We start from the raw sequence: 12,584 nt of genomic DNA, 5'->3' as shown, positions 1-12,584 counted from the left end.
TGAAGTATATGAATATTAAATTTGATTTATTTCCACAGGGTAAAACTAAAGCACTTACTATGAGTTATGATGATGGGCAAAAGTTTGACAGAAAGCTTGTTAGTATATTTAATAAATATGGAATAAAAGGTACTTTTCATTTAAATTCTGGTACTTTAGATAAAGAACCTTTTATAAATAGCAGTGAAGTAGCTGAACTTTATAAAGGTCATGAAGTTTCAGTTCATACAAAAACTCATCCATTTTTAAATTGTATTCCAGTTGAAGCAATTGTTGAAGAAGTAATTGAAGATAGAAAAGCACTGGAATCTTTAGTTGGATATCCAATAAAGGGAATGTCTTATCCTTTTGGTGTATATAATGAAAAAATCATAGAAATTATTTCATCTTTAGGAATTGAATATTCAAGAACAGTTGTTGCTCATCATGACTTTTGTATCCCAGATAATTTTCTAAAATGGCATTCAACTTGTCATCATGATGATAATTTAATGGAATTAGGAGAGAAATTTTTAAATTATAAATATGACGGAAAATTAAAATTAATGTATGTTTGGGGACATAGTTTTGAATTTGATAGAAATAATAATTGGGATTTAATTGAAAACTTTTGCAGATTAATATCTAATAATTCTGATATTTGGTATGCAACAAATATTGAAATAATGAGATATATTAAAGCATTAAGGTCCCTTGAATTTTCAGCCAATGGAGATATTATCTACAATCCATCAGCAATAACTGTTTGGATAAATGTAAATGGTAAGGCTCTTGAGATTAAGAGCGGACAAACTATAAAACTATAAAAAGGGGGGTAAATTAGTATGAATAATGATAAAATTTTATCTTTATGTGAAACATACAAAGACTATTTTAAAATTGGTGCAGCTGTAAGAGTTGAAGACTTGGAAGGAATTCATGGGGAACTTCTTAAAAAACATTTTAATAGTGTAACTTTAGAAAATGCTATGAAATTCGGTGAAATTCAGCCCGTTGAAGGAAGGTTTGAATTTGATAAGCCTGATAAGATAAAAGAATTTGCAATAAATAACAATATAAAAATGAGAGGACATACCTTTGTGTGGCATAATCAAACACCTTCATGGTTGTTTGTTGATAAAAATGGGAATCAAGTATCAAGGGAGCTTTTACTTAATAGGTTAAAGCAGCATATTAAAACCTTGGTAAATAGATATGGAGATATTATATATGCTTGGGATGTTGTAAACGAAGCTATTGAGGATAAAACTGGAGAACAATATAGAGATACACCCTGGAGGAGAATACTTGGTGAAAATTATATTAAAATAGCATTTGAAGTTGCAAAGGAAGAAATTAATAATGCTGAGCTGTATTATAATGATTACAATAATGAGATTCCAAATAAGCTTGATAAATCTTACAGGATGCTAAAGGAATTGATTGAAAAAGGGACACCTATTGATGGTGTAGGAATACAGGCTCACTGGAACATAACAGATAAAAAACTTATAGATAATTTAAAAAATGCAATTGAGAAATATGCTTCACTTGGTCTTAAAATTCAAATAACAGAATTAGATGTATCCATGTTTAACTTTGAAAACAGTAGAACAGATCTTTTAGAACCAACTTCTGAAATGCTTTATCTTCAGGAAGAAATGTATGATAACATATTTAGAACCTTTAGAGAATATAAGGAAGTTATAAACTCAGTAACTTTCTGGGGAATAAGCGATATGTATACCTGGAAAGATAATTTTCCGGTACCAGGAAGAAAAGACTGGCCTATGCTATTTGATGTAAAAGGAAAACCTAAGAGAGCTTTTGATAGAGTAGTAAACTTTAAATAATTTATTTTTATTGTAATGTATAATAAGTTATGCTACATAAAGAAAGGAGTAAAATAATGTATAGCAATTCAGGAGCATTTTATACAAAAGAGTATCGCAATGTTTTTAAAGAATTAGGATATTCAGAAAAAGAAATTGATAAAAAGGTAGAGGATACATTTAATGAAATGTTTTATGGAGATGAACATACAAGAATATATCATCCAGTAGGTGAAGACATGGGATACATAGTTGATACAGGGAATATAGATGTTAGAACTGAAGGTATGTCCTATGGAATGATGATGTGCGTACAAATGAATAAAAAAGAAGAATTTGACCGAATTTGGAGATGGGTAAAAAAATATATGTATCACAAAAGTGGAGAATATGCTGGATATTTTGCTTGGTCTTGTAAGTTAGATGGAACGAGAAATGCTAATGGCCCTGCTCCAGATGGAGAAGAATACTTTGCAATGGCGCTTTTCTTTGCTTCTCACAGATGGGGAGATGGACCGGAGCCGTTAAATTATAGCATTCAAGCAAAGGAAATACTTAAGGCCTGTGTTCATAAAGGAGAAGATAGTATAGGAAATCCAATGTGGGAGATATCAAACAAACTTATTAAGTTCACTCCAGAATCTCATTTTAGCGATCCATCTTATCATTTACCACATTTTTATGAGCTATTTTCATTATGGGCCTATGAAGAAGACAGACAATTTTGGGCTGAAGCTGCAGCAGCTAGTAGGGAATATTTAAAGAAGACTTGCAATCCTGTAACAGGACTGGCAGCAGAATATGCTAATTATGATGGAACTCCAGAAACCACAAAAGGACATCAATATTTTTACAGCGATGCCTATCGCGTAGCTGCAAATATTGGCCTTGATTATGAATGGTTTAAAAAGGATGATTGGGAAAGAGAAGAAGCAAATAAAATTCAAAGCTTCTTTGCAGATATAGAAGATATAAATGACTACAGAATTTATAATTTGGATGGAACTGCATTTGAAGAAAAAGCTTTGCATCCAGTTGGACTTCTAGCAACAAATGCTATGGCATCTCTTGCTGCTGATAGACCTAATGCAGAAAAATTTGTAAGAAAATTTTGGAATACTCCTCTTAGAACTGGAGTAAGACGTTATTATGACAATTGCTTATATTTTTTTAGTTTAATAGCTTTAAGTGGAAAATATAGGATATGGTAAGAAGTTAAAAAACAAAAAAACTCAAATAAATAATTAAAAAAATTACTATTATCATTGTCTATAGGGAGCTGAATATATGAAAAATATTATTACGAAATTTAAAAAACTAATTGGCAGTATAAATAATATAAGCTTAAAAAGAAAACTTATATTTCTGTATATTTTTTGTGTATTCATACCTATAGTATCAATTAATACAATATTTTATTTTGTTATTTCACATAATGTTTCTAAACAGGTATTAACGCTGTTAGACGAGTCAATGGAACGAATTAAGATTGGATTTACAACAAATATTGAACAATGTATGCAAGTAATCCGTACGATAAACTTAGATAGTAAATTGGAGAATGCTCTTGACAGTAAATATAGAGATATAGAAGATTACTATGATGTTTATTTAAATTATACAAAAGAAGCTGTTGATAAATTTTTACCTATTTACAGCCAAATACAAAAGATAAGTATTTATACTGAAAATAATACTATAATAAATGGCGGTAATTATTATTTTCTTAATTCAGATATTATTAATTCTGATTGGTATAAAAAACTTCAAAGTAGTAGACAAAATACTGTAATATACCCATATATTGAAAGCGATAAAAATAATCTTTTAGCTTATGGACGATATTTAAGTGTTATAAGAAGATTATATGATTATAAGTCTATTAATTATACAAATAAAATAATAAAAATAGATATAAGATTAAATTCATTTTTAGATGTTGTAAATAAAGAAAACACTAAAGGAATAATTTATCTTATAGATGATAGCAATAGAATAATGTTTTCAAATAATCAGGATATATATAATAATTATAATGAGTTTAAAGTATTTACAGATAATTATTATACTTCAAAAGATATAGTTATTTCAAAAAATTTTGCTATAAATAGCTATATGAGCGGATGGAAGTTAATAGGAGTATTTCCTAAAAATGATATTAAAAAAGCAATGGGTAGTAATAAAAGTATAGTTATAGCAGTAGCACTATTTAGTATTATTATATCTACTTTAATAATTTTGGTAATATCATCTTCTATAAAAAATAGACTTGAAATTGTTTCAAAGCATTTAAAAGATATATCTGATAAAAAGTTTAATGTTATAGATATTGATGCTGGAGAAGATGAAATAGGAACATTAATTAAAGAATTTAATAATAGTACAATAAAAATAAAAAATCTTATTGAAGTAGTATACGAGGCTGAAATTCAAAAAACAAAAGCTGAACTTATGGCACTTCAAAGTCAAGTTAATCCTCATTTTTTGTATAATACATTAAATACTGTAAGGCTTAGAAGTGTTTTAAAGGGTGAATTAGAAACTGCAGAAATAATAAAATATATGTCAAAGTTATTTAGAAGATTTTTAAGTTTTAAAGAAGATTTAATTACAATTAGAGAAGAAATTGAGCTTACAAAAGATTTTCTTGAAATACAAAAATATAGATATGGCGATAAGCTTAATTATGTTATTAATGTTGATGAAAATGCATTATGTTATAAGATACCTAAAATGTGTATTCAGACATTAGTGGAAAATTCAAGTGTTCATGGAATAGAAATGATTGATGGCATTGGGGTAATAAATATAAATATTAAATTTAATGAATACGAATTGTTTTGTAAAATTATTGATAATGGAATAGGTATAGAAAAAGAAAAATTACAGCAAATACAAGAAGCTTTAAAAAAAGGAAAATTAATAAATGGGAGTTATGGTATTGTAAATATATATAAAAGATTAAAGCTTTATTTTGGAGAAGAAGTTAAATTTACAATCAATAGTAAATTAAATAAAGGCACAGAAGTAGAACTTCGAATACCAATATATAAACTTGAAAAGTATGTATGATATTTAATACAAAAAATTTACAATAACTAATGCTATATAATATATGGGGTGATTATATATGTTTAAAGTTTTATTGGTTGATGATGAACCATTTGTTACAAAGGCATTAAAGATGCTAATTAATTGGGAAAATTTTGGATATAATATTTGCGGCGAAGCTAGTAATGGTGAAAAGGCTATAAAACTTATAGAAGAAGAAAAACCAGATATTGTTATTACTGATATAAGAATGCCTAAAATAGATGGATTGCAACTTATTAAATATTCAATAGAAAAACTTAACATAAATACTAAATTTATAATTTTAAGTGGATATGAAGATTTTAAATATGCTCAACAAGCAATAAGATATGGAGTTAAAGATTATTTGCTTAAACCTATTGATGAAGATGAACTGGTAAAACGATTAAGAAAGCTATTATTAGAATTAAATGTAGCTGATAAACATATAAATGAGAAATTTTATGAAGATGTTAAAGACTGTAATTTTACCTATTCATTTGAAAATGTTTTGGGTGTTAATTCTTTAGTAGATGCTATAGAAAAAAATAATGAAATAGATATTAAAAATCTAGTAAATGATATATTTGATAATTTTCATGAAAAATTATCAGCTATTGAAGTAATAGAGGTATATATAAATAATTTAATTGTAGAAATAATGAAAATTATAAAAGATGTTAACGGAGATGTAGATGAATTTGTAATAAAACACTGTCAATTTGTAGGTTTACTTAAAAATTTATGTTTTAAAGAAGTTAAGCAAAAAACTTTAGAATTATGTTTAGAAAGTTCAGCCTATATAAAGTTACTAAAAAGTAATAATTCAAGAGGAGTTATAAATGAAGTTGAAAAATTTATAAAAAAACACTACATGGAAGATATAAATCTTAAATTATTATCAGAAAAATTTTATATAAATCCAGTGTATTTAGGGCAGCAATTTAAAAAGTATTTTGGAAAGCATTTTAATGATTATTTAAATGAAATACGTATAGAAGAAGCTAAAAAAATTTTAGCTAGAACGAATAAAAAGATATACGAAGTAGCGGAATGTGTAGGATATAAAAATACTGATTATTTTGTCGGCAGATTTCAAAAAAATGTTAATATGTCCCCTTCAGAATATAGAAAGAGTTTGCAGAAGTTAAAATAATAATATAATGTATAACATTTAAGTATTTTTAATGATGCTTTAAAAACACCTTAAATTATATAAGTAAAATATAAAGTTATATATGTATTTTAAATTTTAGAAACAATATATAATTATTTATGTAAACAATTACTATATTTTTATGGGGGGAAAATTATGAAAGGAAAAAGAATTATTTCTTTGGTAGTTGGTGCTATGCTGTCAACGGGTATATTGGCTGGATGTCAAAAATCAGAACCAACTCAAGGCGCAGGCAATAATACTGATAGTGTAAAAGGTGATCCAATAACTTTTACATTTTTCAATGGCTTTGGAAATGCTACTCAATTTCCAGATGATAATGATTTTACTAATTGGGTAAAAGAACAGACAGGAGTTACAATAAAAGTTGAGTATCTTGCGGGAGATTTGAATACAAAAGTTGGAGTTATGCTTGCATCAGGGGATTATCCAGATTTTATTTATGGTTGGGATGCACATCAAAAATTTGTTGATGCTGGTGCAGCAGTTCCTTTAAATGATTATATCGAAAAATATGGTACAAACATTAAAAAATATCAAGAACCTATACTTAAAAAATCAACTCAAAAAGATGGTAAAATATACTTTATACCTCCATATAGAGAAGGGGTAAATAATGCAACAGCTTCAGGTGGATTTTATGTTCAAAAACGTGTTCTTGAGGAAGCTGGATATCCTAAAATTACTACATTAGATCAGTATTTTAATATATTAGAAGATTATAAATCTAAACATCCAACAACAGATGGTAGTTCAACAATAGGCTTTTCTGTTATATCAGATCCTACAGCATTTTTTACTATTACAAATCCAGGTGGTGCTTTGGCTGGTTATAGCAATGATGGTATTTTACAATTTGATCCTAAAACAATAACTGGTAAACTTTATGCTAATAACGATTCTTCTAAGAAATATTGGACAAAATTAAACGAAGAATGGAATAAAGGTATGATTGATCCAGAAGCATTTACGCAAAAAATTGATCAATATATGTCAAAGCTTGCAACAGGTAGAGTATTAGGGTTTTTTGATTATGGGTGGCGTTTAAGTAATGTGCAAAATAGTTTACATCAACAAGGAAAAGATGAATATCAATATGTAGCTTTCCCAGTTGTATGGGATAATAGCATAGTTGATAGATATCAGTTACCATCCACTCCGATAACAAGAGATGGTATAAGTATATCTACTTCTTGCAAGGATCCTGTAAGAGCGTTTAAATTTATTGATTGGTTAATGAGCGAAGAAGTTCAAAAAAGAATTAACTGGGGTGTTAAAGATAAAGATTATAATGTAGATTCAAATGGGAAAATGTATAGAACTCCTGAACAAAGAGAACAACTTAAGAATCAAGATTATATTAAAAAGACAGGAATTGGTATGTTTGGATATCCATGGCCAGTAAATTCTATAAATGCAAAATATTCTGACGGAAATTATTGGATGCCAAGTGGAGATCCTGATGAAATTGCAGCAAATTATACGGATTCAGATAAAAAAGTATTAGAGAAGTATGGAGTTAAAACTTGGGGTGAAATGTTCCATCCTGATAAAGGTAATCCATGGGGTGAAGCATGGGATGTAAAATTACCTGATGGATCTAATGAACAGCTTACAAATACTAAAATAAATGAGCTTATGCAAGAATATGTTCCAAAAATGATTATGGCAAAATCATCTTCAGAATTTGAATCATTATGGAATAAATATACAAGTGAAATTAACAAGCTTGATGTTAAAGGACTTGAACAATTTATAACTAATGCAATTCAAGAAAGAGTAAAACAGTGGGGCACAGGAGAAAGCAAATAGCACAATTTATATTCGGCAAGCATTTAATGCTTGCCGAATATTTCTATAATCTATTGATAAGTAAATTATATAAGGTGAATTTGACTAAGTACTTAAATTATATATGAATATAATAAAATTTGTCTGGTTATGGATTAAATTAAAATTTATTATAATTTTATTATAAAGAATATAGTAAGAAAACGTTATGAGGAGGGAAAATTATGACTGAAATGATTCATAATAAGGAAATAAATAAAAATTTTAAGAAAACTAATAATAGAAAAGCAGCAAGGCAGGATTTTATTCGACGTTGTAAAAAACAAAAAATTTTAATTATTATGTCTAGTATTTTTATTGTATATGTCTTCATATTTAATTACTTGCCCATATGGGGATGGTTAATGGCATTTCAAGAATATAAGCCAGGTCTTGGTATATCTAAATCTCAATGGGTAGGTCTTAAACAATTTAAATTATTATTTACTGATAACAATTTTATTAATGTAATGCGAAATACTTTAGGTATAAGTGCACTTAACATAATATTTGGTTATTTAACTGCTATTATATTAGCAATATTTTTAAATGAAGTTAAAAATATTGGCTTTAAAAGAATTGTTCAAACAATATCATATTTACCGCACTTTGTATCTTGGGTTGTAGCAGCTAATATAGTAATGTGGGCTTTATCTACTGATAACGGAATAATAAATACCATATTATTAAAACTGCATTTAATTAAAGATCCAATTCTTTTTTTAGGATTACCACAATATTTTTGGGGAATTATTACTGCAAGTAATGTATGGAAAGAAGTTGGGTGGAACGCAATTATTTATTTAGCAGCTATGACTGCCATAGATCCAAGTTTATATGAAGCTGCTAGTATTGATGGTGCTGGTAGAATTAAACGTATACTTCATATAACTATTCCTGGAATTTGGCCTACAGTAAGAATATTATTGATTATGCAGTGTGGGTGGATACTAAATACTGGATTTGAACAAATTCTTTTACTTCAAAATCCTATAACATTTAAAACATCTGATGTATTAGATACTTTTACATTAAGATATGGTATTTCAATGGGACGTTACTCTTTTGCAGCAGCAGCAGGTATTTTTAAGAGTGTCATAAGTATTATTTTGCTTTTAACAGCTAATGGCATATCTAAAAAAGTAAGCGGCGAAGGTATTATGTAGGGGAGGTAGCTTTATAAATGAAAAAATTATCTTTTTTTAAAAGAAAAACTGCTGAAGATTTAATATTAGATACAATAATATATTTAAGTTTAATATTTTTATTAATAATAACATTGTATCCATTTGTTAATATGCTTGCGTTATCTTTAAATGATGCAATGGATTCTATAAGAGGTGGGATTTATTTATGGCCAAGAAAATTTACATGGTATAATTATCAAAACATATTATCAGATAAGACTATATATCATGCTACATTAGTTTCAATTTTAAGAACAGTGGTAGGTACTATTACATCTTTGACAGCCTGTGTTATGGTAGCATATATTTTAAGTAGAAAAGATTTTGTATTTAGAAAATTTGTAACTACATTTTTGGTATTAACTATGTATTTTAGTGGAGGTTTAATTCCAACATATTTTTTATACAGATCTTTACATCTTATAAATAACTTTGCAGTGTATATTCTTCCTTCATTAATCAGTGCGTGGAATATAATTGTAATTAGAACATATATAGAAGGATTACCTAGTAGTTTAGTAGAGTCAGCTCAAATTGATGGTGCTAATGATTTTCAAATACTTATAAAAATTATAGTGCCTTTAATAACACCTGTAATGGCAACAATAGCCTTATTTATTGCTGTTGGTCAATGGAATTCATGGTTTGATACTTTTATATTTGCTTCATCTAAACAAAACTTAAGTACATTGCAATATGAATTAATGAAAAAATTAGTTTCGGCAATGGGAAGTATAACGAGCAATGCTAGTACCACACAAAATTTTTCGGATCATAATACTCAGACAATTACACCTAATTCTATAAGAGCAACAATGACAATAATTGCAACAGTTCCTATATTAATTGTTTATCCATTCCTTCAAAAATATTTTGTAACAGGATTAACACTTGGAGGAGTAAAAGAATAATTGATTATGTTAAAAATTCACGTTTTCTAATTAAAAAATTAGGAAACGTGAATTTTTATAAATTATTACTATATATAGTTTATATTTTTCTCTATGTACTAAAAACAAATAAAATAATAGTAAAATATTACAAATAATAAGTATATAGTTCATGTTAAGTTTTATATTTTTATAATATAATTTAAATAAAATATAATTTATTTTATTTAAAAAAGTGAATGATTATATAGTTAATGATAAGGAGATTTTTATATAATTTTGTAATAAAGTTATATCAACTTATTTAATAATACTTAATAATGATGAATTTGTATTTATACCTTTTAAATAAATTTTTAATAAATATATTTTTAAATATAAAAATATATGTGGGGGATATAATGAAAATAAATTCATTTTTTAAAAAACTTTTTATCTGTTTAACAGTTTTATTAATTTTTCCAGCTATGTTGATTAATATTATATCAAACTACTCTGTATTAAAAAATTCTGAAAATGAGATTAGTAATAATAATATTGGGAAATTAAAATTAACAGAAAATATGTTAGAACAATTAGAAGATTCTGTAGCTAAAGATGCAATGAAAGAGCATGGTATAAAGTTTAGCCAAGATTATGTGGCAAAAGGAATGTTTGAATAAGAAATCCCATTCATAGACAAGGCATATTTGCTGTAAATTTAATGATGAAAATGATAAATGAAGGGCATAAAGGTATATCAGAGCTACTGGATGGAAAACTTATACCAAGAAATTCATCAGGGATTTGTAGCCACATAAAATAGTTATGTTTTACATTAGAATTAAAATATAAAATTGTATTCTCCCCTTGTTATAGGATAAAAATGATTTATCTAGTCTAGGGGAGAATTTTAATGAATAACCATATATAAAATTATAGGAAATTTAGTTTAATAAAATAATTATTTAGTATTTAAAATTTTATTAACTAACTTAAATATTTTTCTAAAGTTGACCTTACAGCACCAACTCCTAAAATCATTTCAGTAAAATAATTTTCGATTTTCTCACCTAGTTTAGCATCATAAAGATTTAATCCAAATATTTTTTCATTTGAAAGTATTGGAATTAAACAACCTTTAGCAGATTCTTTATCACCTAATTTTACTTTAGACAAATAAGATGTTAAAATATCTAATAAAGGATCTGGACTTAATTGCATTTCTTTTCCTAAGTCATCTATAGCCATTAAATATCTGCACCATCCAGCAATAGTTAAAGGAATATATTTAAGATTTTTAGGATCTAGGTCTTCTCTTTCTAAGTAAGATTTTATTGTTTCTCCAAATCTTATACTTATCTTTTGAGAAGTATCTGAAGCAATTCTTTGAGGAGTATCAGGAATATATGGATTTGGGAGTCTTACTTCAATTACCTCTTTAATAAAATCTTCTGGATTTAATATTCCAGGATTTACAACAACAGGCATTCCTTCTGTGTAACCTATTTTTTCAACAAGTCTTTTTAAAAAGATATCTTTCATTTCATCTGCAATTGTTTTATATCCAAGCAAACATCCAAAAATAGCAAGAGCTGTGTGAAGAGGATTTAAACAAGTAGTAACTTTCATGGTTTCTACCTTTTGTACTGTTGCTCTGTCAGTTAGTAATACTCCTGTTTCTTCTAAAGGCATACGGCCATTTGGAAAATTATCTTCTATTACAAGGTATTGAGGACCTTCAGCGTTAACAAAAGGAGCAATATAAGTATTAGCTTTTGTGATAATAATATTTGTACTTTTAAAACCAATCGAATTTAGATTTTCTTTTACACTGTTGTCAGGACGTGGTGTGATTTTATCTATCATACTCCACGGGAATGACACCTTTTGGGGATTATTTAGGTATTTAATAAAATCCTCTTCTACAAAACCATTTTCAACCCACTTTTTTGCAATAGTTGTTACTGAGTTTTGAAGTTTTTCTCCGTTTTTGGAACAATTATCCATACTTACAAAAGCAATTGGAAGTTCACCATTTTTATATCTTGTATAAGCTAAAGATGTAACTTTGGCTATAATGCCTTTTGGATTTTTTGGACCAGCTTTAATATCTTCTTTAACAAAAGTGAAAAACTCACCTTTAATATCTTTTAAAGCATAGCCTTTTTCAGTTATTGTAAAGCTTACTATTTGAAGCGATGGATTTTTAAAAATTTCATTTAGTCTTTTCCAATCTTTTTCTCTTAAGGTATCTGCAACTAAACTTTCAGCTATACTCCCTACAACTGTTTTTTTAAAACTTCCGTGAGGGTTCATAATTACAAGAAGACTTAAATTATCATAAGGAGTATAAATTTCATCTATAATTTCATAGTCATATCCTTCAACAGCAACAATGCCGGTATTTACTTTGTTAGAGTTTAAAAGATTTTGTTGAAGCATTGCTATAAAACCTCTAAATATATTTCCAGAACCAAAATGCACCCAAGTTGGATTTTTTAAAGTTTCAATTACCATTTCTTCGTAATTAAATTTAGGAAGGTCTATTCCAGCTTTTTCCCATTTATCTATATTTTTTATATTTTCTTTGCTTAGTATTAAGTTATCCATTTATGTTTTACTCTCCTATACATTA

10 protein-coding genes are annotated in these 12,584 nt (G+C 27.2%); 9 read left to right on the top strand and 1 reads right to left on the bottom strand.

The window, feature by feature from the left end; translation table 11 throughout:
* The first annotated feature begins 8 nt into the window (after window positions 1-8).
* The 9 genes from EGD97_RS06105 (at window position 9) to EGD97_RS06065 (ending at window position 10,629) form a co-directional block, all read left to right on the top strand.
* Window positions 9-806, top strand: a complete 798-nt coding sequence (locus tag EGD97_RS06105; RefSeq protein ID WP_078681332.1) for a polysaccharide deacetylase family protein — start codon at window positions 9-11, stop codon at window positions 804-806.
* A gap of 18 nt (window positions 807-824) precedes the next feature.
* On the top strand, window positions 825-1,832 hold the full coding sequence (locus tag EGD97_RS06100) for an endo-1,4-beta-xylanase (RefSeq protein WP_078681331.1): 1,008 nt from the start codon (window positions 825-827) through the stop codon (window positions 1,830-1,832).
* A 56-nt stretch (window positions 1,833-1,888) separates the two neighbouring features.
* Window positions 1,889-3,022, top strand: coding sequence for a glycosyl hydrolase family 8 (locus EGD97_RS06095; protein ID WP_127836802.1), 1,134 nt, complete (start codon window positions 1,889-1,891; stop codon window positions 3,020-3,022).
* Between the two features lie 76 nt (window positions 3,023-3,098).
* Window positions 3,099-4,883: a sensor histidine kinase gene (locus EGD97_RS06090; RefSeq protein ID WP_127836801.1), complete on the top strand. Its 1,785-nt coding sequence runs from the start codon at window positions 3,099-3,101 to the stop codon at window positions 4,881-4,883.
* A gap of 58 nt (window positions 4,884-4,941) precedes the next feature.
* Entirely contained in the window at window positions 4,942-6,039 is a 1,098-nt protein-coding gene (locus tag EGD97_RS06085; RefSeq protein ID WP_127836800.1) for a response regulator transcription factor, read from the top strand.
* Between the two features lie 156 nt (window positions 6,040-6,195).
* Window positions 6,196-7,872 (top strand): ABC transporter substrate-binding protein, encoded by a 1,677-nt coding sequence (locus tag EGD97_RS06080; protein ID WP_078681327.1) that lies wholly within the window; start codon window positions 6,196-6,198, stop codon window positions 7,870-7,872.
* Window positions 7,873-8,075: 203 nt separating this feature from the next.
* Entirely contained in the window at window positions 8,076-9,056 is a 981-nt protein-coding gene (locus tag EGD97_RS06075) for an ABC transporter permease (protein ID WP_078681326.1), read from the top strand.
* 17 nt (window positions 9,057-9,073) lie between these two features.
* Window positions 9,074-9,988, top strand: a complete 915-nt coding sequence (locus EGD97_RS06070) for a carbohydrate ABC transporter permease (protein ID WP_078681325.1) — start codon at window positions 9,074-9,076, stop codon at window positions 9,986-9,988.
* 380 nt (window positions 9,989-10,368) lie between these two features.
* Window positions 10,369-10,629, top strand: coding sequence for a hypothetical protein (locus EGD97_RS06065; RefSeq protein WP_127836799.1), 261 nt, complete (start codon window positions 10,369-10,371; stop codon window positions 10,627-10,629).
* A gap of 307 nt (window positions 10,630-10,936) precedes the next feature.
* On the opposite strand, the gene EGD97_RS06060 is transcribed toward EGD97_RS06065, so the two are convergent.
* The gene (locus EGD97_RS06060) at window positions 10,937-12,559 is read right to left on the bottom strand and encodes a mannitol dehydrogenase family protein (RefSeq protein ID WP_127836798.1); all 1,623 of its coding nucleotides are present in this window, start codon (window positions 12,557-12,559) and stop codon (window positions 10,937-10,939) included.
* Window positions 12,560-12,584: the final 25 nt, after the last annotated feature.

The organism is Clostridium prolinivorans, from assembly GCF_004011155.1.
Lineage (GTDB): Bacteria > Bacillota > Clostridia > Clostridiales > Clostridiaceae > Clostridium_AT > Clostridium_AT prolinivorans.
This window is presented reverse-complemented; position numbering and strand designations above follow the sequence as displayed.

What these genes read in the sequence shown, in the direction of transcription:
- EGD97_RS06105 (WP_078681332.1), top strand. Translation starts at nt 9, where the DNA reads ATGAATATTAAATTTGATTTATTTCCACAGGGTAAAACTAAAGCACTT.
- EGD97_RS06100 (WP_078681331.1), top strand. Translation starts at nt 825, where the DNA reads ATGAATAATGATAAAATTTTATCTTTATGTGAAACATACAAAGACTAT.
- EGD97_RS06095 (WP_127836802.1), top strand. Translation starts at nt 1,889, where the DNA reads ATGTATAGCAATTCAGGAGCATTTTATACAAAAGAGTATCGCAATGTT.
- EGD97_RS06090 (WP_127836801.1), top strand. Translation starts at nt 3,099, where the DNA reads ATGAAAAATATTATTACGAAATTTAAAAAACTAATTGGCAGTATAAAT.
- EGD97_RS06085 (WP_127836800.1), top strand. Translation starts at nt 4,942, where the DNA reads ATGTTTAAAGTTTTATTGGTTGATGATGAACCATTTGTTACAAAGGCA.
- EGD97_RS06080 (WP_078681327.1), top strand. Translation starts at nt 6,196, where the DNA reads ATGAAAGGAAAAAGAATTATTTCTTTGGTAGTTGGTGCTATGCTGTCA.
- EGD97_RS06075 (WP_078681326.1), top strand. Translation starts at nt 8,076, where the DNA reads ATGACTGAAATGATTCATAATAAGGAAATAAATAAAAATTTTAAGAAA.
- EGD97_RS06070 (WP_078681325.1), top strand. Translation starts at nt 9,074, where the DNA reads ATGAAAAAATTATCTTTTTTTAAAAGAAAAACTGCTGAAGATTTAATA.
- EGD97_RS06065 (WP_127836799.1), top strand. Translation starts at nt 10,369, where the DNA reads ATGAAAATAAATTCATTTTTTAAAAAACTTTTTATCTGTTTAACAGTT.
- EGD97_RS06060 (WP_127836798.1), bottom strand. Translation starts at nt 12,559, where the DNA reads ATGGATAACTTAATACTAAGCAAAGAAAATATAAAAAATATAGATAAA.